A 22,846-nucleotide genomic window follows, 5' to 3' on the forward strand; every position below is an offset into this window, starting at 1 on the left:
TATCGACATGTCTATTTTTGTGCGATACGGTACATAAAAATGGAGCAATCATGGAGACGTTTTGGGAGATGCCGGAAAACACTGCAGACATGGGGACGGTGGCTTGGGGACGAAGGTCTGGTCATTTCAGCAATGGGCGACTGACAAGAACTGAAAAGCTGAAGGTGCTTACAAATCTTGGCCGTATGGGGATGCTGGAAGCGCTGGATGCTTTCAGAGGAAAACTGGGCCTGATCAACACCTTCGGTGCAGACCTTGAAGGACTGCAGCCACCGGAGACCGCATTGGTCCGGGATGCGTTGGACTTTGCCGACGAAGTCCAGAATTTGGACCTGATGCGGCACAGTTGGCGCACCTATTACTTTGGTCTCTTGTTGGGTGGCTATCGTAAGCTCACTGTAGACAAGGAAATCCTCTTCTGTGCAGCCATATTGCATGACGTAGGCCTGGCGTCAGGCCGGACCAGTGAGCCGCGGGATTGCTGTTTCGTGGTCCATGGTGCGGAACGCTGCCAGCACCACCTTGTCGGCCAGGGACATGACCGGGCAAAGGTACATCGGATTGCCGATGCCATCGGACTGCACCTTAACGGGTATGTGTCTGCCAGAAGATATGGTGCAGAAGCACATCTTATTTCGCGAGGAGCAATGTGTGACGTGTTCGGAATGGGGCAGCGCAGGATCGCGCAGAACGTTCGCAAGGACATCTTCGCTCGATACCCGAAAGGGAAACTGAACGATGCTCTGGAGATCTGGCCAGGCCATCATCTTGCCGGCACACGTGCCGACTTTCTGATTAGTCTGGAGCCTTCACGCAAGAAACCGGATGGGTTGAAGGCAAGACCCCAGCCGGGAGAGTGAGCGTTGTGTTGGACAACCGGAATACGACCAAAGTATCGCTACCTTCGTTTTCAGGTTGTGTTCGCGACTCCCATCGGAAAGAATCGGATGTCGCGTTTTTATTGCCTAAAAAACGGCCAAAAACCGGGGGATTGGTAATTATTCCTATTTCGTTTTCGTTGTGGCTCAACGCGCCATTGTCACTATGTCGTACGTAAAAATACAATTTATGGTTTATTTAGAATTGTCGGGTCACGTAGGGTCAGTTTTTATCAAGGTGACCTGCCATGAGCGATCAGGAATACGACTTCCAATCCCGTTTGAAATTCGCCCAAATTGATCATTCCACAATCGAAAATCTCAGAAAACTCTGGCCGGTAATCGAGCCCGTGTTGGACGATGTGCTGGCGGGTTTTTACGTTCACATCAACACCCAGCCAAATCTGGCTGCACTCGTCGGCTCGCATCAGCCCCGACTTGTTTCAGCTCAAAAGGGCCATTGGAAGAAGCTGTTCACGTCGGGCTTCGACCAGAGCTACCAGCAGAGCATCAACCAGATCGGTCATGTGCATTGCCGCATCGGGCTGGAACCGCGTTGGTACATTGCCGGGTATCTTTATGTCCTGCGCCATCTGCATGCCCATCTGACCCGTAAATACAGACGGTCTTTTCAAAACCTTGCCGTCTTGTTGAACGATGTCACGGCGGCCGTCTTCCTTGACATGGACCTTGCCATATCAACCTACGAAGAAGAACTTCTTCTGGAGCGCGCAGCGCAGACGGAACGGTTGAACAAGGCTATCGAAAAGTTCCAGAGCAGCGTCAAGCAACCGCTGGCCGACGTTGAGGCCGGTGCTCGCAGCGTTGCGGGTGAAGCCGAGCATTTGACGAGCGTATCGCAGACCGCGAGAAGCCAGGTTGAGAACGCCGGGCATGTTTCAAAAGACTCTAGCGTCAGCGTCCAGACCGTAGCCTCTGCAACGGAAGAGCTCTCCAGTTCGATCCAGGAAATTTCGAAGCAGATCTCCGGTGCATCCCGTATTGCCAGCCAGGCGGCAGGCGGCACAGAACAATCAAGTCTTCAGGTGGCGAGCCTGGCAGGTGCTGCCCAGAAAATTGGGGATGTGATCGGTCTCATTCAGGCGATTGCCGAACAAACCAATTTGCTGGCTCTGAACGCAACGATCGAGGCTGCTCGTGCCGGTGATGCCGGCAAGGGATTTGCGGTGGTCGCAAGCGAAGTGAAAACCCTCGCAGAACAGACCGCGAAGGCAACCGAGGAAATCAGCCAGCAAGTCACCGAAATTCAAAGTTCGACGGACAATGCCGTGGCCTCCATCCAGTCGATTTCCGAAGTGGTCAAGCAACTTGACGAAATGACGTCATCAATTGCAGCGGCGATTGAAGAGCAGGGTGCTGCAACGCAGGAAATTTCCCACAGCATCCAGACGGTTGCTTCGGGAACGCAGACCCTCGATGAGAACATTGGCGGTGTCGAACAGGCAATCACCGCAACCGATCAGGCGGCCGACAGTCTGTTGGCTGCATCCAGCAGAATGTCTTCAAGCACCAGTTCGATCTCGGATGAGATCCGGGATTTCTTTGAAACCTTGAAGACTGGCACCTGATCAAAGCGCTATTTGATCTCTCAAGCTGGGCCGGTGACGACGTCCGTGTCGTCCCGGCTTCCCCATTCCGCCCAGGACCCGTCGTAAAGCGAAAGATCCCGAGCACCGAGCACGGTAAGGCCAAGGGTCAGGATCGCCGCTGTGACACCGGAGCCGCAAGAGGTCGTGACGGGTTTGTCGAGATCCACTCCAGCATCCTGAAAAGCCTTTGCCAGGTCTTCCTTCTGCAAGAATGTGCCGTCTTCCGCGATGAGCTGGGTGAAGGGCAGGTTGAGCGCGGTCGGCATGTGACCCGACTTCAGTCCGGCACGCGGCTCTGGCGCTTCTCCGGCAAATCGTTCGGCAGACCTTGCATCCAGTATTTGCCGCGAACCATTTGCGATGGTGGAGCGGATCTGGTCGAGGTCAGCAACGGCACCATGGTTCAAACGGGACGAGAAGTGGCTTTGAACCCTGCGGGGCGTATCGTCGTCAAAGGCACGGCCTTCTGCCCGCCACTTCGGAAATCCACCATCCAGAACATAAACTCGTTCCGCGCCCATGCTGCGCAGTGTCCACCAGACGCGTGGCGCGGAATAGAAACCGAAATCATCGTAGACCACCAGTGTCTGACCGTCGCCTATCCCCATCTTCCGCATGGTTGACGAAAACACGTGCGGAGCTGGCAACATGTGAGGCAGATCGCTGGTCTTGTCACAGACCTCGTTGACGTCGAAGAAGACGGCGCCTGGAATGTGGGCGTTCGGATAGACAGGCGGAGCATCTGGATGTGTGACCGGCGGCATCCAGGCATTGATGACAATCAGATCTGGCGAGGAGAGATGATCGTCCAGCCATTGAGTCGATACGAGGGGATGGTCGGTCATTACGGCTCCTTAGGTCTCCAGCAAGCCTTTGGACTTGTGCCAGTCCTCGATTGAGAGGTCCGGATAGTTCTGGAAGTGAACGTGTCCGGGACCGCTCGGCACCTCGATCCAGTCAGGCTTGAACGCCAGCATGATATGGACAATCTCTGGCGGTGTTGGCAAGGGGCTATCGACCGCTCCTGCATGTGGATGCACCAGTTCAGGCCAACGCGGATCCCAAAGCCACAGGTGAGATCCACAAGCCTTGCAGAAATGACGTTCCGCAGGACTGGTCTTTCCATCAATGACAGCGTTGTAGACCGACTTCGTCTCCGCGCCCGATACCTCAAGGCTGCCGGCGTCTCCCATCAGATTGACTGCATAACCGCCGCTGCCACCTGTCTTGCGGCAGATGGAACAGTAACAGCGCATGTAGGGGTAGGGGGTTCTGCTTTCCACTTCGAAGGAAACAGCTCCACACCGGCAGCCACCTGACAGTTTCATTTCAACTTCCTCCGTTTGCTTGTCAGTCGGTCAGGCGGATCCGGACGCGCCTGTTCTGCTTGCCCTTCTTTTCGATCTTGCCAAGTTCAAGCAGGCCGATTTCAGAGGTTCTCGTTACATGGGTACCACCGCAAGGCTGCAAGTCCACGTCGTCGCCGATCCTGACCAGTCTTACCCTGCCAGACCCGCGTGGCGGCTTGACGGACATGGTCTTGACCAGACCCGGGTTGGTATCGAGTTCTTCGTCTGTGATCCAATGGGTGGTTACTTCGTGATCACCAGAAGCCAGCGCATTGAGCTTCTCCAGAAGCGCTTCCCGGTCGATTGTGTCTTCGCCCATATCGAAATCAAGCCGTCCTTCGGGATCCCCGATTTGACCACCTGTAACGGGAAAGGGCAGGGCCACGGACAATAGATGCAAGGCAGTATGCATGCGCATCAACCGGTACCGTCTTGCCCAGTCCAAATGGGCGGTCACTTTTGTGCCGGCGGCAGGCAGGTGTTGTCCTTCTGAAGGGACATGGACGATGGTTTTCTTGTCGTCATCATAGACCGTGGTGGCAATCTCGATCTTCGTGCCGTCTTCCAGCTCCAATGTGCCGCTGTCGCCCGGTTGACCGCCACCGGTCGCGTAAAAAACCGATCTATCAAGCACGATGCCGCCACGCTCGTTGATGCCGGTCACTTCGGCTTCACATGTTCTGAGGTAGGCATCGTCGCGAAACAAAGGCGTGGTCATCCGGAACTCCCTGAAACGAATAGCGTCGAATTGACCAACGAACAGCATGCGGTGCAAGGCCCTATTTGCAGGAAACCGGGGTCATGAAAAACAAACGCCCGCAATCCGGCCGGACCGCGGGCGATAACAATGATGTGGACCAAGTTCAGTCGGCGAAATTCAGATCGACAAAACCTTCTGACCAGTTCTGTGCGTTTGCCTTGCCTTTTGCATTTGTGAAGATCGGCTTGGCCGGGTTTTCGCGCGTCACCGTGAAACAGAGTTTGCCCCAGCCATCGCCGCTCCAGTCTTCGCAATATTGACCAGTCCCGTTAATTTCGACGGCTTCCCACGGAATGTTCCGGATCTTGTCGCCCTTGACCACGACAACGGCGAAGCCGTCGGCGTGGTTGTTCTGCTTGTACTCCGTCACGCCGTCGGGAAAGAAACCATGGATGGAGTTTCCCGACATCATGTCGTTGATCTCGTCTGCCGTCAGGTTGGCCGGATCAGCCAGTGCGTAAAAGCTGCCCGTCAGTGTAGCCAGCGACGTCAGTGCAAGAAGTCGTAGCTGAGATTTCAAGTTGCGCATGTTCCCCTCGATTTCGATGCTTGCATTTGCGCTAAACCCTTGGTTTCGTTCCAGGGCACACTTCATCATGCAGCACGGTCGAAAGAAGACCTGTGAATATCGACGCCAAAATTTCCATTGAGCCGCAACAAGGTGCGGAGAACGTGCGTGTCAACGAGCCGCTCGGAGAAGCCTATTCGGCGTATTGGAACTGGTGGTTGAGGCATTTTGCGAAGCAGGCCGAGGCACGGTTTCCCGCAATTTATGGGAATTCCGTTTTGCAGGGCACTGAGGCGAAGGATCCGCTGTCCCGTATCGGAATGCTCTACGCTTCACGAGGATGCGGAGCGGTTTTCAATCTGGCGCGTGCTCTAGGTCGCCCAGCCGGTTTCGATGTGATCAGTCATCTCCTCACGAGTGCGCCGAGCATGCCTGACCTGGTGAACAGATGGTCGGGTGTCCTGGCACTGCAGGCGTCCTTTCGGTTTCACGAGAACGGTCAAGGAAAGGATTTTATTTCTTCCGTCCAGCGCAATTCACTGGTCTTGTCACCCTACAAGGTACGTCCCGCGAACCAGAAACCATTCGGACCGGCAATGCTGGCCGGTGTCGTGACCGGAACGCTTGAAAGCGCAGGAATACATATTCAGGACATCTGGGCGGTTAGCCGCGGCAGTGCTTCCCGGCCGATCTATCGGTTTGGCAATTTCGTTGAAGGCAACTTGGATTTCGACAGCGATATCCTGATTATTCCTGCAGAAGAAACTTCCGGGTTCAATTCCGAAAACCGGATGATGTCTTCTGCTTCAAGCCTGTCTTTTCACCACCTGCTGAACAGGCCGCAGGGGCCGGGTACGAACCGACTTCTTGCGCGGGTCGTCGGCAGTCTCGAACTTTCAGTGGGGGAGCATCCTGGCTTGTCGTCAACGGCGGCGGGACTTGGTTTATCGCCGAGAAGTCTTTCCCGGCGGCTATCGGAGGCAGGGTTGGGCTACGCCAGGCTCGCTCGTTTCGTCCGACTGCGAAAGGCGACACGTATGATGGCGTCGGGCGACTGCTGTCTCGATGAGATTGCCTACCAGGCGTCCTATTCAGACCGCCACCATATGAGCCGGGATTTTCGCAAGATGGCCCAAGTTCCCCCCGCCGGTCTGAGAGAACTGCTGGCACGCTAGACTGATTTTGGACGCTCAGTCACCACGGGTCACTGGCAGCCAAAGGAACCGGTTCAGCTGTTTGCCTTGGCCACCAGAAGCTTCAGGGCGAAGGTGCCCATAATGCCTGCAAAAGCCCAGTCGAAGGCTCGCATGAACTTCGGCGAGGACTTCAGGAAACGGGCAAACGCACTGGCTCCCAGAACCATCGCAGCGCAGATGGGCATTCCCAGAACGACGAAGTAAAACCCGAGGAACATCAGTTTTCCTGTCGCGTTCGGATCCGCCGCGCTGACAAACTGAGGCAGGAAGGTCACGAAGAACAAGACGATCTTGGGATTGAGGATGTTGATCCCGAGTGCCTGTAACCAGACCCGGTGAATAGGTTGCCTCTTCACGGAGGCTGCTTCCAGCGCAAGGCTGGACCCGTTCCTGACCGCTTGAACTGCGAGATAAATCAGATAAGCGGCGCCGACGATCTTCAGCACTGTAAATGCAAGTGCCGATGCTGAAAGCAGGGCGGAAACACCGATCGCAGCAAGCACGGTGTGCAGGATCAGACCACAGGTTGCCCCAAACACAGCAGCAAGCCCGGCGCGTCGGCCTTGTGTCAGCGTCTTGCTCATGAACAGCGTCATGTCGGGTCCTGGCGTAACGGTCAACACCAGTGCTGCGGCCGTAAAGGCAAGCAGGGTCGCGTAGTCGGGTATGTAAGCCATGGTTTGCAGATGCCGGAGAAGTTGGTCTGATAGAGGTTTAGATCATTCGCCTCGACGGCACCAGTCCGGAAGGGGGCACTCTTCCATCGGTTTCAGAAAACAGATGCTGGATTTTGCCTTCAAGCTGCACGAGGCGCTCTGCATGGCCGCGCAGTCAGGGACTGAATATGTCTCGAACACCGATCAAAGAATAGGAGACAGCAACCTGGCGCCTTGAGCCAGGACACGAAAAACATAACTGCGGGACTGGAACGCGTCCGGCCAGGTCAGGCGGGAGTTCTGGAAATCGGTCTCCAGCATGCTTTCGACGTTGTCGATCATGCGCGGATGGGTGAACCAGAGGGTCAGTTCAAAATTGATCTGGAATGATCTGTTGTCGAAGTTGACCGTGCCGATGGAAACGAGTTCGTCGTCCATCAGCGTAACCTTCTGGTGCAGAAAACCGTCGATATAGCGGTAAACCTTCACCCCGCGCTGCACCAGGGTGTCCTCGTAGGCGTGGCTTGCGAGCCATACAGTCCAGTGATCACGTTTTTCCGGCATCAGAACGCGTACGTCCACACCGCGCATTGCTGCCGAGCAAAGCGCTGTCTGGATGTCGAGAGATGGCACCAGATACGGTGTGGTGATCCATAGCCTCTTTCGTGCCCGGGCTGCCGTTTCGACAAAAGCCAGTGCGCATTCTTCCAGCTTGTCTGCAGGCCCTGTCGGCATCACCAGAACGGCTTCGTCACCAGGCATCGGAATTTCGCCAACCTGAGGCAGTTCGATGCGCTCGCCGCTCGCCCAGAGCCAGTCTTCGACAAAGGAGAGTGCACAAGCAACGGCAGCGGGCCCTTCGACACGGACATGGGTGTCGCGCCAGTGGCCAAACCAGTTGTCCCGGCCGACATACTGGTCCGCAACATTGTGGCCGCCGACAAATGTGACGCGGTAGTCGATCACGACCAGTTTGCGATGATTGCGATAGTTGAGACGCATCGGTCCAAGCAGTCGCAGGAACTTGTGGTTTTCGTTGAAACCGCAAACCTTGACGCCGGCGCTCTTCAAGCGGCTCAGATAGTCTTTTGACAGAGAATGGCTGCCGACATCGTCGTAGAGGAAATAGACCGTTATGCCATCCTTGGCACGGGCGATCAGGGCGTCGGCCATGTCACGTCCCAGTTCGTCGTCATGGATGGCGAAGAACTGGAAGAATATGACGTTTCTGGCCTTTGCAATTTCATTTTTGATGGCTGTGAACGTCGCATCACCATCGATAAGAAGGTCTGCCTTGTTGCCGGCCATGAAGGGAACCCCGGCAACGCGGGAAAGAACTGGCCAGTCTCTGGTTTCCTCGTGATCGGTCAGGCCAAGTTCGTCTGCACGCCTTGCCCGTTCTGCCCGGCCAAGGGTCGCTTGAATCTTCTCGTAGTCGGAAAAGGATCGCCAGCCGAACACGAAATAGAGCGGCACCGTGAGATAAGGCAGAAAAAACAGGGACAGCAGCCATGCGACGGATCCCTGGGAAGTTCTTGAATTCATTACTTCGCGAACGGCGCAGATGCCCGCCGTCACGTACATGATCGCGACAAATGCCGCGACCAGTCCGAGATTGTTTGCCATGGCATCCAGAACGCCGGCATCTGTGACGGCATCGCGGATCACCGCTTCGGCCGCGTCACCGCCTTGCGCCAATGCTTGATCCGCTGAACTCATGTAATGCCCCCCGGTGTCAATCGATCAGGCGAAGGGTGGCTGGATCGTGACTTTTCGCTCCAGCCACTCCGGAACCGGCAAATTCTTTGATCTGAGGAAGTCCGGATTGTAGAGTTTGGACTGGTAGCGGGTGCCGTGGTCGCACAGGATCGTGACGATCGTCTTGCCTGGTCCAAGCTCGCGTGCGAGGCGCCGGGCGCCGGCCAGGTTGATAGCGGTCGAGCCACCCAGCAGTAGCCCTTCCTTTTCCGCGAGATCGAACACCAGCGGCAAGGCTTCTTCGTCTGGAATTGTGTAGGCGTGATCGATTTTAAGATCGCCGACAATCGCGGTACTGCGGCCAAGGCCGATGCCTTCGGAAACCGATCCGCCTTCGGAGGCGACAGCCTTGCCGGTGGTGAACAGCGATTGCATCGCGGCGCCACGCGGGTCGGCGCAGCCGATGACGACACCCGGCTTGTTCTCCTGAAGATAGGTTGAAACGCCAGCCAGCGTGCCGCCTGAACCGACCGCACAGATGAAACCGTCAACACGGCCACCCGTTTGGGCCATGATCTCAGGACCTGTGGTTACGAAATGAGCCTTGCGGTTGTCGAGGTTGTTCCACTGATCGGCAAAGATAACGCCATTAGGTTCAGTCCGTGCCATCTCTTCTGCAAGACGGCGGGCGACGTGCTGGTAATTGTTGGGGTCGGAAAAAGGCTTGGCCGGGACTTCGACAAGTTCAGCACCACACAGGCGCAACATGTCCTTCTTTTCCTGGCTTTGCGTTTCCGGAATAACGATCACGGTCCGGTAGCCGCGTGCACTGGCTACCAGCGCCAGACCGATACCGGTGTTTCCGGCTGTGCCTTCAACAATCACACCACCGGGCTTGAGATCACCGCGGGCTTCGGCTTCTAGAATCATCTGTCGGGCAGGGCGGTCCTTGACCGATTGACCGGGGTTCATGAACTCGGCCTTGCCGAGAATTTCGCAACCCGTTTCCTCGGACAGAGCTTTCAGACGGATGAGGGGCGTGTTACCGATCGCATCGACAACAGAAGCGGACACAGACATTTATTCTTTCCCGGCTGATCTGGTCCGGTGGCGCTGACCGGCCAGATGAAATCTGATAAGCCCCGGACGCTAAAGGTCTGAAAGGCCTTGATCAAGGTCGCAATGTAAGGCTTCAAATGGGGAATGCCAGCACCTGAGGCCAATCAGGTTCCTTTTTCCCTCTGGTGTCAAAAACACGCCATCAGTTGTTCCGTGAAATCAGCTCACTGAAATTCTATTTCTAACAATTCTGGTGTAATTGTTGATCCGATTTTTGTTGCCTGTCGTATCGCCGGTAAGGCAACTTGGGATTCTAAAGCCAAATGAGAGCGGTAATGGAAAAAAACGTGACCGGAATGGACGAGTTACTGGCCGGATATGCGGCCGGGACCTTGACCTATCCGGCGCAGGCATTGGTCGGTGCTCATCTCGAAATGAGCGACTGCAACAGGTCATATGTAAACTCACTTGAAACTCTTGCCGGCTTTGAACTGGAAGACGCCGAACCGGTCTCCATTTCCAATCGGGACGAATTTCTCGGATCGATATTCAGTGGCGCCGTTGATGACCTGAACGATAACGCGCCTGCCGCCGAACTGTCTGAGAAAGGCGGACCGGCCGTTCCCGAATCGCTGCAGTCGATTATCGGTTCCTCGATGGATCAGCTCCCCTGGAAAACCCTCCTTCCTGGCGTCAAGGAATGCAAGTTCGGTGAAATTGACGGCTGCGCAAGCAGTCTCCTTTGGGTGCGGGCAGGTCGAGCAATGCCGTCCCATACGCACCACGGCACCGAGCTTACGCTGGTTTTGACGGGCGGGTTCAAGGACGAAGACGGCCACTATGTGGCTGGTGACGTTGCCTTTGCCGATGGCGATGTGGACCACAAGCCTATAGCTGACGAAGGTGAAGACTGCATTTGCTTCGCGGTGACGGCGGGACGCCTGCAGTTGACCGGCCCTGTTGGCCGCTGGTTCGCACCCTTTATCCGCTAAAATTCAATCCGACACCCGGTCTGTTTGCGTAAAGAGGCAAACGAACCGGGAGAATGAATTGCCCAAGACGAATTATGTTGCCCAAGCTGATCACGGTTGCGCCTGGATCACGGGAGCAAGTTCCGGTATCGGCCGGGAGCTTGCACTTGACCTCGCCCGTTCGGGCTGGAAGGTCATTGTAACTGCCCGCTCGGAACAGGATCTGGCGGAGCTGGAGAGGCAGTCCAAGGCGCTTGCCGGTTCAATTCATGCGCTGCCTGGGGATGTCACGAAGACAGACCTCATGGCCGAACACGTGAAAAAAATTCAGCAGGACTTCGGCGGTTTGAGCCTGCTCGTGGCTAATGCGGGCATTTATCTGCCGCAGGATGGCCTCGATGCCGAAGCAGACGCCTTTCGCAAAAGCTTTGATGTGAACCTCATGGGGACGGTCAATGTGCTTCTGCCGGCAATCACAGCCATGAAGGCGGCGGGCAGGGGGCAGATCGCAGTGGTGTCGTCTGTGGCAGGTTATGGCGGTTTGCCGACGTCAGCTGCATACGGTGCCACCAAGGCGGGGCTGATCAACCTTGTTGAATCCTTGAAATTCGATCTGGACCTTGCAGGGATCCGAATTCAGATCATCAGTCCCGGTTTTGTCGATACGCCGGCAACAAAGTCCAATCCGTTTCCGATGCCTTATCTGATGTCTCCGGAAGAGGCTGTCGAGGAAATCAGGAAAGGCCTGTCCCATCCAAGCCGTTTCGAGATTGCATTTCCGCGTAAATTTGTTCGGCAACTGAAGCTCTTGCGCTGGTTGCCGTACAGTGCCTACTTCGCGCTGGTCGCCCGGTCCACGGGTTGGAACAAGAAAAAGGCCGGGTGATCCCGGCCTTTGAAGTGTGTCTTCAAGATCAGTGCCTTGTCAGGCAGATTTGACGTAGACCATCTGGCGAACATCGATATTGCCGGACCGGAAGCCTGCCTCGCAATAATGCAGGTAGAACTCCCAGAGGCGCTTGAAGCGCTCGTCAAAACCCAGCGGACTGATCCTTGGCCAGGCCTGTCGGAAGCTCTGCCGCCATTCTGCAAGCGTTCTTGCGTAGTCCTGGCCGAAGATCTTCTGATCCATAAGGTCCAGTCCCAGGGACTTGCCGATTTCCGCCAGACGACCGGGCGGAGGCAGCATTCCACCTGGAAAGATATGGCGCTGGATGAAGTCTGTGCCTCTGCGATAGTCCTCGAACATCTTGTCCTGGATCGTGATGATCTGCAGGCCCGCCTTGCCACCCGGCTTGAGGCACTTCGACAATTGGCGGAAGTAGGTCGGCCAGTATTTTTCACCGACGGCCTCGAACATCTCGATGGAGGCTATCCTGTCGAACACGCCATTTTCGTCGCGATAGTCCTGGAAGACCACTTCAACCTTGTCGTTGAGGCCAGCCTTGTAGATCCGTTCGCGCGCGTAATCGAATTGTTCCTGTGAGATGGTCAAGGCTCGCACGTTGGCACCAACCGATTTTGCGACATATTCGGCAAAGCCGCCCCAGCCACACCCGATTTCCAGAACCTTGTGATCGGGAGTAATGCCCGTCTGCCGTACCAGAGAAGCGTACTTCTCGGTTTGCGCCTGTTCCAGATTGTTGGTTTCGTTGCTGTAGATCGCCGAGGAATAGGTCATCGAAGGATCGAGCCATTCCCGGTAAAATGCATTTCCGAGATCATAGTGCGCCGAGATGTTGCGCTTCGACCCGCGTTTGGTGTTGGAGTTCAGCCAGTGGCGTACCGACATCAGAAAACGTGTAAACGGCTTCCCCTGGAGAGCTTCCAGCGTCGATTCCTGGTTTATGCAGAAGACTTCCAGAAACGTGGTCACGTCGGGCGACGACCAGTACCCCGCCATGAAGGCTTCTCCGACACCAACGTCGCCTGCTTGGACGACCATCCGGAAAAATGCCCAGTTATGGATCTTGAGAACACCGTGTGGGCCATCTTCCTGCCCTTTGATATAGAACCTTCGACCGTCTGGAAATTGAACTTCAAGAGACCCGTAGCGGATCTTGAGGGCAAGGCCGGCCGCCATTTTGGCGAGGCGTGGAGCACCCTTCAACTCCGCGCGGAAGTTTTCCTTGGTCAGAACAATCGGCTCACTCATAGCAGAACCTCTTGAAACGTCAGTTGTTTGAAACTGGCAAGACAGAACCTGTCTGCCCAGGCAACCCGTCATTCCCTGCATCTCCTGCGGGTCGAGCGTGAAATGGTACACGCTTGCGCCAGATTTTAAAGGCTTCCCAATGGATGGCGCCGATGACCTTGAATGTCAGCAGCGGCACCTGAAGGCAGGCCTGCAGAATCGAGCCGTTGGAAAGGGGGTGTTGTGTGCCGGAAAATGTCGCCGACAAAAGCGGGCCTTCGCAATCCTTTTCCAGAATGCGAACGCGGACGGTTTTTCCCGGCGGCATCATGCGGAAGAAATAGTGTTGTTCCATGCTGACGAAGGGCGACACGTAGAACAGCTTCTTCTGATCCTGGCGTATACCTGCATCACTGCATTGCCCGGCTCTGACAGGTGCTACGTAGGTGTGGATGCCGCCAAACGTGTTGCGCACCTCGTAAACGAGCGCAATCAGTTGGTTTGACCGGTCATAGGCATAATAAACGCTGAGAGGGTTGAAGCCGTAACCCAGCATCCGCGGATATGCGAGCAGCAGGACCCGAGCAGGTGCCTCTAGCCCTTCCTTGGCGAGCAATCGGTCGACATGGAGCCGCAAATCTGACCCGTCCCTGGGGCCATGGTCCTTCTGATGAAACGACAGCAAATTGAACCGGTTGACGGAAAAGAAGTGGCTGGACTGCGCAGCTTCTTCGAGCCGATCCAGATCGAGCAGCACGGAAAAGACCTTATAGGAAAACCTGTGCTCACGGGGTTTCATGCGGTGATGCATGACCGAGCCCATGAACAAGGATGCCGCCAGATCAGGGGGCGGTCCATTGTCATGCATACAATTGCTCGGCCTTGCCTTCATTCGGCAGCCTCCAGATAGGTATCGCCAGCCGTGTCTTTTTCCCATGGCAGACGGGCACCCAGCGAACGGGCAACATCAAGCCCTGACGAAAGTCCATCTTCGTGGAAGCCGTGACCGCGCCAGGCACCACAATACCAGGTGTTGTTCACGCCTTGAATTTCCCCAAGCCGGTTCTTGGCCTGCTGCGCCATGGCATCGAACTGGGGATGATCATAAACATATTTCGCGAAGGTCTTGTCTTCCTGAGGTGGTGCATAGGGGTTCAACGTAACGAAGACCGGTTTGGAGTGATCGAAGTTCTGCAGCCGGTTCATCCAGTAGCTGACGGTTACGTCCCGGGTTTCGCCGGCTTCGCGATCGGACATGTAATTCCAGGAAGCCCAGACGTTTTTGCGTCTCGGCATCAAGGCCTCGTCGCGGTGAAGGTAAACCTCGTTCGGACGATACCGGATGGATCCAAGGATATCGCGCTCCTGCGGGGAGGGATCACCCAACATGGCAAGGGTCTGGTCCGTGTGGCTGGCAAGGATCACATGATCGAAGACGTCCTGGTGGCCGGATGCGTCGCGCACGATAACCTGACCGTTTTGCCGGAGAACTTCTGTGACCGGCTTGCCAAGCCTGATCTTTCCCTGAAGTGGCGCCAGCAGTTTTTCCACGTAGTTGCGGCTGCCACCGGAAATGGTGCGCCACAGGGGCCGATCGAATGAAAGCAGACGATGATTTTCAAAGAAAGCCACGAAGCTTTCCGCAGGATAGTCCCGCATTTCGTTGATCGGCGTCGACCAGATGGCGGCGCCCATCGCCAGCAGATAGTCGTTTATGAAACCGGAAGAGTAGTGTTCACGCTCCAGGTAGCCACCGAGCGTTTGCCCGCTGAGGCGTCCGGCCTTCAGATCTTCAACGGCTTTGCCATTGAAGCGGAAGATATCACGCAACATGCGCAGGAACCGCGGTGAGACCAGATTACGCCGTTGTGCGAAGACCGCGTTCAGAGAATGGCCTGACCATTCAAGCTTGCCGTTGTCCGCCGACAAGGCAAAGCTCATGTCGCTTATCTCGTTGGCGACCCCCAGATGGTCAAGCAGCGCTGTAAAATTCGGGTAGTTGAGCTCGTTGTAGACGATGAAACCGGTGTCCACCGAAATCCGGGCGCCATCATAGTCGATATCCGCCGTGGCGCTGTGACCACCTGGCCGTTCGCGCCGTTCGTAGAGAACAACGTCATGAAGATCATTAAGGGCCCAGGCTGCACTGTTTCCGGAAATTCCGGAGCCGATTACGGCAATCCGCATATCATATCCTTCGGGGCGTCGGTGTTACCGCGGGAAACCTGGTTGGACGCCAAGTTTTCCAGTTGATGTGCAGCGGTTACGCCTCGCCTTGAAGGGCGGATCACATAGGGCGATGAATTTTATGGATTATTTTTGACGCAAACCATTGGCGCGACTTCAGCCAACGTCATCTGAGGTTTTGCGACCTCGGAAGAGCGGAAAATCTCACACGCGCATCGCCGCTGCCCGGCGAAAAAGCCGGGCAAGCGAATGGCGTGTCGCAAGTCTGCAAGGCAATTGCGCCAAAACAAGCCTCAGGCCTGGATCGTGTCGACAATCCAGTTCCATGCGATTTCGACGCGTGTGCGTGCGGCATCGAAGAAGGCAACGACCTTCTGCCATACCAATTCGCCAAAATCTGCGACCTGCAGCATGGTGCCGCGTTTCTGCGAGGGTTGCTGGCCGGTTTCGATAAGTTCAATTGTGGTCGCATCAACACCTTCATTGACCACACGACGTGTGACCGTGAGGGTGCCTTCATTGACCAGTCTTGATTCATCCTTGCCGGCGACAACCGTATCCTGATCCATGGCGCGAACGACAACGGCCCGGCCATCTGGAAGCAGATGGGTTTCGTTGGTGTTCACTTCACTGTCATAGATAACTTCGCCGAAGGAATCGATCAGTTCTACCCAGATCGTTTTCCGGCCTTCAAGCTCGATTTCGCCCACCCATATCGTGAGCTCACTTTCCAGCGGATCGGCCTGATCCTGTGACGCTGACGCGACTGTGACCGCCAAACGATCCTCAGGCAACGTGATCGTTTCCTGAGGCAATGGGGCCGCAGCAGCGCTTCCCGCCAAGGCAAGGATGAGGCCAAGCGCAAGAGTTCCTGCTCTGGTATTCCGTTGCATGTACGCCTCCCAAGGCTAATACAACTTAAATTACCGCGCGTGGGGTCTGTAAACGGAGGTCCATTATAGGACTTTTCAGGTCTTCCGCGCTTTTGCGCCCCGTTCGTGCGGTCACGATTTTGCCATTATCGCACCACAATCTCCCGAATGCGTGTAACAAAGATCACAAATCCGGGCTTTTTCAGTTATATTTCGGTAATAAATGTGGGTTGAACTGCGAAGTTCAAGGCCAATCACCAGTTCGTGAACGCAAAGCCATCGTCATAACTAACAATGAACGTAGAGTAAGTTTGTTGACTGTGGTAATTTTGTCGATGTTTTTCGATGATTTTGATCGGTTTCCGCTATTGCCTGTGCACTTGCCTTGAACTCGAGGTCAGCAACCTGCCGGTTTGCTCAACGCGGCTAGAGGTGACTACCTCACAGAAGTTCCAACTAAAAAGCTCCACCGGCAGAGGTCCGGCGGAGCTTTATGGGATCGGCACAGTTGATGGGGCACGTGCAAATCTCCCGACAGATCAAATCCTTGCAGCAATCAGGCCGTTTTAGTTTGCCGTTGGATCTGCAGATCGGGTCAGGTCCTGAAGGCTGGATTTCGATCGTCCCATAAATTGATACTGACCGACCATTCACATTCAACCTTGGTAAAAATAACAATAAGTGTGTTTGAGGGGGCGCTGCTGAGCTCAAGATCCCATGTAAGACTATGATTGATTTGAGAAATGCAAATGCTGGGGGATGAACGATCTTAAATTCGGTATTGAAAATAATAGAAATAAAACTTTGCGAGTGCTTGTATTTGCAAGCAAAATGCCAATCATCCGTGCGTTCAGGACGCGTTTGGTAAGCAATGCATCCTTTTTAGTCGGCTGGATTCGGCAGTTACTCATGCCGTTCGAAAGAGCGCTCAGTACTCAAGCGGATGCCCTGCGCGATAGACTTGTAACCGGTTTCCAATCGAAGGTCCGCTGAAAAGGGTAACTCGGCACAGGGCGGTGTTGGTTTGTGAGCGCTTCTATGTCCTGGTTAACCGCACCATCCGTGAGGGCCATACGGGCGGGATTGGCGATTGGGGCCAGCTCTGGCGACAGGTATCCGGATTTCAAGATCAAGAACCTTGCAGTGGACGGTTCAATGGCAAAGCGCCGAAAATCCTCCAGTTGATGGAAGGGGCGTCTGTGTTCCGTCAGGATCACCAAATTACCTGCGATCCTGGTCAACACTTCCCGATTATGATCCTGTTCTCTGCCTCGTTTAGACAGCAAGACAGCTTCCGTGCTAACGACCTTGCAATCGCTGCCCAGGGCACCGCCAATTGTGAGGCGGGACGAAGAGCCGTCTGGCAATGCCCAGAGTTTTTCGACCGAAACCGGATCAGCGATCCCTGCAAATACACCTCCAGTCAAGCCTCGTTCCAGCCAGGCCGCCAGGACATCAGATCTGTCACCAACACCACCACCTGTCGGATTGTCGCCACTGTCGGCAAGGATGAGGGGAGACGAGCTTTCTGTTGCAGCATCGTCCAGGCACAGCTCGAGCGGCTTCGTGGGGACACCAAATTCGAAGTCTTGCCTTGCGGACCAGTACTTCGCAGCAATTTCGGAAGCCGCCAGTTGAATGGCATCCAGGTCTGTTCCCGTCACCACGGCAGCCGCTGTGGCTCTTGCCGTATCCGCCCAGACGTACCCCACCATCAGATTGGCATCGGTCACCCCGGATCTCTGATCGAATACCGGCAACGTCGCATAAAGAGATTTTGCCGGTTCATCTTCCGTGCTGGTTCGTTCCCCGGGCAGGAGAACCGGCACGGGAGCCCAGGCCACGTATCTCTTGGGACCGCCACCCAATTGGTCGACAAGATTTGCCGCGGCACGTCGATGTGTTTCGGTCACGTCGATATGAGGGGCAGTGCGATAAGCACAGAAGATGTCGATCTGATCGACAATGGTTTGCGTGACATTGCCGTGCAGATCGTAACTGACAGCGATTGGCACTTGCGGCCCGACAAGTTGGCGAACGGCAGAGATCCAGTCCCCTTCCGCATCGCTCAGACCGATCACATGCATGGCGCCATGCATAATCAAGAGAACACCGTCACATGGCTTCTCGGCTTCAAGTTCGGCAAGAAAGGCAGACTTGAAGCTCGCATAGCAATCCGCAGACACCGGTCCGCCTGGAATGGATCTGGCGTGAAACAATGGACAAAAGGTGACGTTAGGAAATCTGCCGCCGTCGACGCCTGCCTGTACCAGCAAGTCCTTGCCACGGGTGACCGTGAAGTCTGATGCGGTTTGCTGGACCGGTGAATAGGTGCTGCATTCGGTATGAATGCCGCCAACTGCAATTTTCATCTTCCTGCCTCGTCACGCATTCAAAGCTGGGGGAAGAAGGGGGCCTGTGCTGCAAATCGCAGCCAGGCCTTGCTGGCGGGATCGGTCCAGCCGGCTTCGGCGACCGCATACAGCCGCGGAAAAACCATATGATTGAAGATGACGTTGTCGGTCATGTGCTCGCACCAGATGCAGGCCTGCACCCCCTTGAGGCGCTCTTCACTGCCGGTGCTGAGACCGGCAGCTGCTTCATAGCCATAACAGTCTTCCGGTGTCGAAACGCCGGCCCAACCCGCACCCGGCTCATGCCAACCGGACGCCTGAACCATATCCATGTAATAGTGCTGTCCCGGGGTGCAGATGACGTCGTAGCCCTGATCGATCAGGTCCTTGGTGACTTCCTGTCTTTGCCAGGCCATCAGAAGCACGCCATCCGGGTCGATGCCGCCACCGTGTGAGACTTCGTCCCAGCCGGCAAGTTTCCGGTTGAGTTTTCTCAGGATGTCGCGCACGCGGCCCATGAAATAGGCTTGTACTTCCATTGTATCCGCAAGACCCTTTTCCTCCATGAGGCGTTGGGTCTTCGGCGAGGCAAGCCATGAATTGACGTCGACTTCGTCGCCGCCGATATGGATGAAGTCGAACGGAAACAGGCTGGCAACTTCCGCAAAGACCTTTTCCAGAAACTCGTAGGTTTCATCCATCGCCGGGTTCAGTGCGTTGTTCGGATAGCCCTGAATGGAATGGTAGCTCTCCGGGGTCTCCGCCTGATCGGTGAAGCGCGGGTAGGTTTTCAAAACGGCGGTTGAATGCCCCGGAACATCGATTTCCGGCAGGATATCTATGTTCAGGCTGGTGGCATGGGCAACAATCTCGCGAACCTCGTCCTGCGAATAGGCCCCTTCGTAGACTTCTGCGGCAAAGCCAAGCTGGGGCACCTGCTGGCACCCAGGGCCACGCCGCGCGCCGCCCACGGTCAGTTCGGGATAGGCCTTGATTTCAAGTCGCCAGCCTTCATCGTCTGTCAGATGCCATTGGAAGACGTTCATCCGACCCCAGGCGAGAATGTCGAGCAGGCGCATGATGTCTTTGGGGCCACGGAAATGTCGTGACACATCCAGATGCGTTCCACGCCAGGAAAACCTTGGCGCGTCTTCAATCACGCCCTGTGCAGGATACTTGAATGTACCGGGTGCCTCATAGGTGCCGTAGGCCATCTGGGCGAGTACCGTCAGGCCATAGTCACGGCCGACGGGGCCGCTGTAGCGCAAGACTGCTTTCGCTTGGTCAAATTCGAGCCGGTAACCGTCAACTGCAAGGCTATCGTCCTGCTGGAACTCAATCGCGATTTGATGATGCGATTGAGTAAAACGGAAAGGATGTGGCGCTCCTGGAAAGAGCCTTGCTGCGAGCGCGTTGATCTTGGCCGCCGCCGACTTTTCCTCTGCAGAGCCCTGGGCAACAAGGAAGCTTGTCTTGTCGTCCGCAAAGGCCGTTACTTCCACTTTCTGGGGCCAGGGAACGATATGCAACGGTTCAGGAAGGTGTCCAGCCGGCATGCTGCGACGTTCTCCGCTGTCCAGCTCTTCCGGCGCTTCAAGATCATTGCACAGCACCTCGATGACGCTGCCACCGGTGCTGACATAGGCGGACTTCGGACCATCAAGCCGGTGTCTTGCCACGTTCGCCAGGCCGGTGATGGCAAAGGTCCAGGTTTCGCCTGGTTCGATCGTTTCGCCAGTGTTTGGCGTGATTTCGTGAAAATTCGCAATTCGGCTGAAACTCGCTGCGTTTTCAAGCTTGGCATTTGCCGTGGCCCGGTTGACCGCCGTGTAGGCCAGCGTGAAATCCTTCAGGGGCCTGGAGCTTGTATTGGTCAGTGCAAACTCCTGACGAGACGCAGCAAGATCCTCCGCAGGGCGGTAGAAACAGTCGAGCACAAACTTGGTCATGACTTAAAATCCGTCGAAATCGGGAGATTGAGTGAAGGTTCGGGCAAGGGCAGGTGACCCGGCAGTGAGCCCACTGTCGACAGGCAGGCAAACACCCGTGATGCAACGCGCCGCCGGACTGATCAGGAATGAAACGGCCGAGGCAATGTCATTCGGTTCAGGCAGGGATTTGAACGGATACCAGGAAAGGGCCTCGTCAAAGACGTCCGGATTGGCAGCCTGCCGTATTTTCCAGGCCTGAGTCTTAACAGTGCCAGGCGCGATGGCATTCGATCTGAGGCCATACTTCCCGTATTCGACTGCGATGGACCTTGTTGCATGGATCAGGCCGGCCTTTGCAGCGCTGTAGGCTGGGTGACCGAAGACAGACAGTCCGTTGACAGAGGCAATATTGACCACGTTGCCGGCACCGCTTGAAATCAAGGGCTGTTCAAAGGCCTTGAAGCAGTTGAGCGCGGCTTCCAGATTGAGGGCGAGATCCCTGGACAGCGTTTCGGCAGTCATCTGATGCAACGTAAGTGCCGCAGCGGCGCCCGCGTTGTTGATGATTGTATTGACCTGCCCCAGTCTGGCAGCCTCCTTGGCAAGCCGGGCTAGGTCATCAGCCTTGGTCAGGTCGCATTGGATCGCAGCAATATCGGCACCGTGGTTTTCAAGACTTTCCACCGCGCCTTCGAGGGCAATCATGTCTATGTCCACGGCGGCGATGATGTGGGTTGCTGACAGCTTCGCAGCAATGGCCATGCCGATGTCGCCGGCTGCGCCCGTTACCACCGCAACGGGTTTCGGAGTTTGATCAGTCACCGAGGGCTTCCTTGTCATCCGGATCGCGCGTGTTGCTGAGCTGGTATTTGACGCGTCTGAGGTTTTCTCGAGCCTCGTCGCCCCGCCGCATGGCGACAAGCGTTGCCAAGAGATCTGTCACAAACAGGAAGGCATAGCGGCTGGTACTTGGCCGCAGGATGTTGTCACCTTCGGGCAGGTCGATGGCAATCGTGATATCGGCCAGATCGGCGACGGGCCGACCCGGGCGGGTGAGGGCGATTACGATTGCCCCGTAGGTCTTCGCTGCCTCCAGCGCACGTGCCATTTGCAGGTTCCGGCCAGAGACAGACGACGCAATGATGACGTCACCGGTCCTCATGGTGGCTGCCTGCATCAGCTGCATGGCATGATCCGTCACGCTGACCGTACGCAGACCCAGGCGGAAAAACCGGTTCTGCATTTCGTCCGAAATCATCGAGGATGTCCCGCCCGCACCGAACGCTGCCAGCAGATTGGCGGTCGAGATCGCATCTGCAGCTGCCAGCACCGACTCCATGTCCAACGCTTTGCGCGTACTGGTGGCTGCATCCTGAAACTGGGCCAGAAGACTGTCGGCAATATCGCGCGGCGCGTCAGAAGCCGCATTGGCGGTCAGATATCTGGTTCCGGCAAAGGTGACCTGGGCAACCTGCACCTTGAAGGCGGTGTAACTCTCGCAGCCAAGCCGACGGCAAAAACGGGTAACGGTCGGCGGCGAAACACCTGCCCGTTCGGCAACATCCGTAATGCCGGCATTGACGATGAACTCGGCATCGTTGCGCAACAATGCAGCCAGGATCCGTTCCGACTTGGACAGCTCCGGCTCGATCTGTTGCAGAACGGACAGGATATCCCGCATGGGGTCAGGCCGGCTTCTTGTACGCGACGCAATCAATCTCGACCTTGCAGTCCACCATCATGGTTGACTGGACACAGGCGCGTGCCGGTGGGTGTTCACCGAAATAGCTTTTATAGACTCCGTTAAACGACCAGAAATCGCGCGGATCATCGAGCCAGACACCGACGCGGACAACATGTTCAAGGCCGTACCCGGCCTCTTCCAGGATCGCGATAACATTCTTGATGGTCAGGTGAGTCTGTTCGACAATCCCCGTGCCGACAATCTCACCATCCTTCATCGGTACCTGGCCGGAGACATAAAGCCAGCCGTCAGCTTCAACGGCTCGAGCGAAGGGCAGATTCTGGCCGCCGGCACCTGATTTTTCAGCACCATAGCGCTTGATAGACATATTGGGCTCCAAAATGAAAATGATTTACATAGTGGTTTGACATTGGTTTTATTTCACCTTTATATTTTTCAAAAATCAACCGTCAAAATGAAAATGGTTTCCGATATGCAGGCCCTTTCAGACAGCCAGACAAATCCATTTGCAGGAAAAGACGAAGATCGCTCCGAGATCTGGGACATGCTTGTCATGCGGGACATCAATGCCTTCGTCGCAGCGGACTGGGAGCAGGTGGCCGATGATTTCGACGAACCAGCCTTTTTTGGTGTAGACGGCGGAAAGGTACCTAATCCCGACGACTGGAAACTCGGGTTTCCGGATCTCGGCTCCTACAAGGAGCGCTGGTTGAGCCAGGCGGAAATTTTCAGAGCGACGGAATTTACCGAAGACGCGCGTGCCGCCATTTTCGACGCTACCCGCCTGACCGAGATCGACATCAACGGAAACCGGGCGATCGCGCACAAGAAATTCGACGGCCGCATCCGGAAAGCAGATGGCGGCGAGGATCGCTTGTTGTGGCAGACGCTCTATTTATGTGTCCGAAAGGAGGGACGCTGGAAGATCTGCGGCTTTGCCGGATATTTGCCCAATCCTCTCGGAGCCGCGTCCTGATC

22 protein-coding genes are annotated in these 22,846 nt (G+C 55.8%); 6 read left to right on the plus strand and 16 right to left on the minus strand.

The window, feature by feature from the left end; translation table 11 throughout:
* Positions 1-50 precede the first annotated feature (50 nt).
* Entirely contained in the window at positions 51-860 is an 810-nt protein-coding gene (locus ACVDG9_RS11475; RefSeq protein ID WP_447238009.1) for an HD domain-containing protein, read from the plus strand.
* A gap of 266 nt (positions 861-1,126) precedes the next feature.
* On the plus strand, positions 1,127-2,467 hold the full coding sequence (locus ACVDG9_RS11480; RefSeq protein ID WP_022998811.1) for a globin-coupled sensor protein: 1,341 nt from the start codon (positions 1,127-1,129) through the stop codon (positions 2,465-2,467).
* 20 nt (positions 2,468-2,487) lie between these two features.
* Here ACVDG9_RS11480 and sseA read toward each other — a convergent pair whose 3' ends face one another.
* The 4 genes from sseA to ACVDG9_RS11500 all read right to left on the minus strand — a co-directional run bounded on the left by sseA (position 2,488) and on the right by ACVDG9_RS11500 (position 5,126).
* Positions 2,488-3,333, minus strand: coding sequence for a 3-mercaptopyruvate sulfurtransferase (gene sseA / locus ACVDG9_RS11485; RefSeq protein ID WP_022998810.1), 846 nt, complete (start codon positions 3,331-3,333; stop codon positions 2,488-2,490).
* 9 nt (positions 3,334-3,342) lie between these two features.
* A complete protein-coding gene (locus tag ACVDG9_RS11490; protein ID WP_077292957.1) occupies positions 3,343-3,816 on the minus strand; it encodes a GFA family protein in 474 nt (157 codons plus the stop codon).
* Between the two features lie 22 nt (positions 3,817-3,838).
* Positions 3,839-4,555: an alanyl-tRNA editing protein gene (locus tag ACVDG9_RS11495; protein WP_447238010.1), complete on the minus strand. Its 717-nt coding sequence runs from the start codon at positions 4,553-4,555 to the stop codon at positions 3,839-3,841.
* Between the two features lie 145 nt (positions 4,556-4,700).
* On the minus strand, positions 4,701-5,126 hold the full coding sequence (locus tag ACVDG9_RS11500) for a hypothetical protein (protein ID WP_139314165.1): 426 nt from the start codon (positions 5,124-5,126) through the stop codon (positions 4,701-4,703).
* A 92-nt stretch (positions 5,127-5,218) separates the two neighbouring features.
* On the opposite strand from ACVDG9_RS11500, the gene ACVDG9_RS11505 reads away from it, so the two are divergent.
* Positions 5,219-6,280 carry an AraC family transcriptional regulator gene (locus ACVDG9_RS11505; protein ID WP_447238011.1) on the plus strand — a complete coding sequence of 354 codons (1,062 nt, stop codon included), beginning with the start codon at positions 5,219-5,221 and terminating at the stop codon, positions 6,278-6,280.
* A gap of 53 nt (positions 6,281-6,333) precedes the next feature.
* Here ACVDG9_RS11505 and ACVDG9_RS11510 read toward each other — a convergent pair whose 3' ends face one another.
* From ACVDG9_RS11510 to ACVDG9_RS11520, 3 genes are all read right to left on the minus strand, one after another.
* Positions 6,334-6,978: a LysE family translocator gene (locus ACVDG9_RS11510; protein ID WP_075283025.1), complete on the minus strand. Its 645-nt coding sequence runs from the start codon at positions 6,976-6,978 to the stop codon at positions 6,334-6,336.
* A 183-nt stretch (positions 6,979-7,161) separates the two neighbouring features.
* Positions 7,162-8,676: a cardiolipin synthase gene (gene cls, locus ACVDG9_RS11515; protein ID WP_447238012.1), complete on the minus strand. Its 1,515-nt coding sequence runs from the start codon at positions 8,674-8,676 to the stop codon at positions 7,162-7,164.
* A gap of 24 nt (positions 8,677-8,700) precedes the next feature.
* Positions 8,701-9,735 (minus strand): cysteine synthase A, encoded by a 1,035-nt coding sequence (locus ACVDG9_RS11520; protein ID WP_062488848.1) that lies wholly within the window; start codon positions 9,733-9,735, stop codon positions 8,701-8,703.
* A 314-nt stretch (positions 9,736-10,049) separates the two neighbouring features.
* On the opposite strand from ACVDG9_RS11520, the gene ACVDG9_RS11525 reads away from it, so the two are divergent.
* On the plus strand, positions 10,050-10,706 hold the full coding sequence (locus tag ACVDG9_RS11525) for a ChrR family anti-sigma-E factor (RefSeq protein WP_152510899.1): 657 nt from the start codon (positions 10,050-10,052) through the stop codon (positions 10,704-10,706).
* Between the two features lie 58 nt (positions 10,707-10,764).
* Positions 10,765-11,571, plus strand: coding sequence for an SDR family NAD(P)-dependent oxidoreductase (locus ACVDG9_RS11530; protein WP_447238013.1), 807 nt, complete (start codon positions 10,765-10,767; stop codon positions 11,569-11,571).
* Between the two features lie 39 nt (positions 11,572-11,610).
* On the opposite strand, the gene ACVDG9_RS11535 is transcribed toward ACVDG9_RS11530, so the two are convergent.
* From ACVDG9_RS11535 to ACVDG9_RS11575, 9 genes are all read right to left on the minus strand, one after another.
* Positions 11,611-12,840 carry an SAM-dependent methyltransferase gene (locus tag ACVDG9_RS11535; RefSeq protein WP_228930484.1) on the minus strand — a complete coding sequence of 410 codons (1,230 nt, stop codon included), beginning with the start codon at positions 12,838-12,840 and terminating at the stop codon, positions 11,611-11,613.
* A gap of 19 nt (positions 12,841-12,859) precedes the next feature.
* Positions 12,860-13,711 (minus strand): DUF1365 domain-containing protein, encoded by an 852-nt coding sequence (locus ACVDG9_RS11540; RefSeq protein ID WP_447238014.1) that lies wholly within the window; start codon positions 13,709-13,711, stop codon positions 12,860-12,862.
* The gene (locus tag ACVDG9_RS11545; protein ID WP_447238015.1) at positions 13,708-15,006 is read right to left on the minus strand and encodes an NAD(P)/FAD-dependent oxidoreductase; all 1,299 of its coding nucleotides are present in this window, start codon (positions 15,004-15,006) and stop codon (positions 13,708-13,710) included. The genes ACVDG9_RS11540 and ACVDG9_RS11545 overlap by 4 nt, the downstream gene beginning before the upstream one ends.
* 293 nt (positions 15,007-15,299) lie before the next feature.
* The gene (locus ACVDG9_RS11550) at positions 15,300-15,899 is read right to left on the minus strand and encodes a hypothetical protein (RefSeq protein ID WP_022998797.1); all 600 of its coding nucleotides are present in this window, start codon (positions 15,897-15,899) and stop codon (positions 15,300-15,302) included.
* A gap of 914 nt (positions 15,900-16,813) precedes the next feature.
* Positions 16,814-18,250, minus strand: a complete 1,437-nt coding sequence (locus ACVDG9_RS11555; protein WP_447238016.1) for a M81 family metallopeptidase — start codon at positions 18,248-18,250, stop codon at positions 16,814-16,816.
* Between the two features lie 20 nt (positions 18,251-18,270).
* On the minus strand, positions 18,271-20,181 hold the full coding sequence (locus ACVDG9_RS11560) for a beta-N-acetylhexosaminidase (protein ID WP_447238017.1): 1,911 nt from the start codon (positions 20,179-20,181) through the stop codon (positions 18,271-18,273).
* 3 nt (positions 20,182-20,184) lie between these two features.
* Entirely contained in the window at positions 20,185-20,985 is an 801-nt protein-coding gene (locus ACVDG9_RS11565; RefSeq protein ID WP_447238018.1) for an SDR family oxidoreductase, read from the minus strand.
* A complete protein-coding gene (locus ACVDG9_RS11570; protein WP_055654096.1) occupies positions 20,978-21,844 on the minus strand; it encodes a MurR/RpiR family transcriptional regulator in 867 nt (288 codons plus the stop codon). The genes ACVDG9_RS11565 and ACVDG9_RS11570 overlap by 8 nt, the downstream gene beginning before the upstream one ends.
* 4 nt (positions 21,845-21,848) lie before the next feature.
* Positions 21,849-22,235 (minus strand): RidA family protein, encoded by a 387-nt coding sequence (locus tag ACVDG9_RS11575; protein WP_022998792.1) that lies wholly within the window; start codon positions 22,233-22,235, stop codon positions 21,849-21,851.
* Between the two features lie 87 nt (positions 22,236-22,322).
* Between ACVDG9_RS11575 and ACVDG9_RS11580 the strand changes: the two genes are divergently transcribed.
* The gene (locus tag ACVDG9_RS11580; protein WP_447238019.1) at positions 22,323-22,844 is read left to right on the plus strand and encodes a hypothetical protein; all 522 of its coding nucleotides are present in this window, start codon (positions 22,323-22,325) and stop codon (positions 22,842-22,844) included.
* Positions 22,845-22,846: the final 2 nt, after the last annotated feature.

The sequence above is a fragment of the Roseibium sp. RP-7 genome, assembly GCF_053005225.1.

Coding starts and splice junctions, on each gene's coding strand:
- ACVDG9_RS11510 (WP_075283025.1), bottom strand. CDS start 6,978: ATGGCTTACATACCCGACTACGCGACCCTGCTTGCCTTTACGGCCGCA.
- ACVDG9_RS11500 (WP_139314165.1), bottom strand. CDS start 5,126: ATGCGCAACTTGAAATCTCAGCTACGACTTCTTGCACTGACGTCGCTG.
- ACVDG9_RS11480 (WP_022998811.1), top strand. CDS start 1,127: ATGAGCGATCAGGAATACGACTTCCAATCCCGTTTGAAATTCGCCCAA.
- ACVDG9_RS11570 (WP_055654096.1), bottom strand. CDS start 21,844: ATGCGGGATATCCTGTCCGTTCTGCAACAGATCGAGCCGGAGCTGTCC.
- ACVDG9_RS11575 (WP_022998792.1), bottom strand. CDS start 22,235: ATGTCTATCAAGCGCTATGGTGCTGAAAAATCAGGTGCCGGCGGCCAG.
- ACVDG9_RS11540 (WP_447238014.1), bottom strand. CDS start 13,711: ATGAAGGCAAGGCCGAGCAATTGTATGCATGACAATGGACCGCCCCCT.
- ACVDG9_RS11490 (WP_077292957.1), bottom strand. CDS start 3,816: ATGAAACTGTCAGGTGGCTGCCGGTGTGGAGCTGTTTCCTTCGAAGTG.
- ACVDG9_RS11525 (WP_152510899.1), top strand. CDS start 10,050: ATGGAAAAAAACGTGACCGGAATGGACGAGTTACTGGCCGGATATGCG.
- ACVDG9_RS11535 (WP_228930484.1), bottom strand. CDS start 12,840: ATGAGTGAGCCGATTGTTCTGACCAAGGAAAACTTCCGCGCGGAGTTG.
- ACVDG9_RS11555 (WP_447238016.1), bottom strand. CDS start 18,250: ATGAAAATTGCAGTTGGCGGCATTCATACCGAATGCAGCACCTATTCA.
- ACVDG9_RS11475 (WP_447238009.1), top strand. CDS start 51: ATGGAGACGTTTTGGGAGATGCCGGAAAACACTGCAGACATGGGGACG.
- ACVDG9_RS11495 (WP_447238010.1), bottom strand. CDS start 4,555: ATGACCACGCCTTTGTTTCGCGACGATGCCTACCTCAGAACATGTGAA.
- ACVDG9_RS11545 (WP_447238015.1), bottom strand. CDS start 15,006: ATGCGGATTGCCGTAATCGGCTCCGGAATTTCCGGAAACAGTGCAGCC.
- sseA (WP_022998810.1), bottom strand. CDS start 3,333: ATGACCGACCATCCCCTCGTATCGACTCAATGGCTGGACGATCATCTC.
- ACVDG9_RS11550 (WP_022998797.1), bottom strand. CDS start 15,899: ATGCAACGGAATACCAGAGCAGGAACTCTTGCGCTTGGCCTCATCCTT.
- cls (WP_447238012.1), bottom strand. CDS start 8,676: ATGAGTTCAGCGGATCAAGCATTGGCGCAAGGCGGTGACGCGGCCGAA.
- ACVDG9_RS11560 (WP_447238017.1), bottom strand. CDS start 20,181: ATGACCAAGTTTGTGCTCGACTGTTTCTACCGCCCTGCGGAGGATCTT.
- ACVDG9_RS11580 (WP_447238019.1), top strand. CDS start 22,323: ATGAAAATGGTTTCCGATATGCAGGCCCTTTCAGACAGCCAGACAAAT.
- ACVDG9_RS11520 (WP_062488848.1), bottom strand. CDS start 9,735: ATGTCTGTGTCCGCTTCTGTTGTCGATGCGATCGGTAACACGCCCCTC.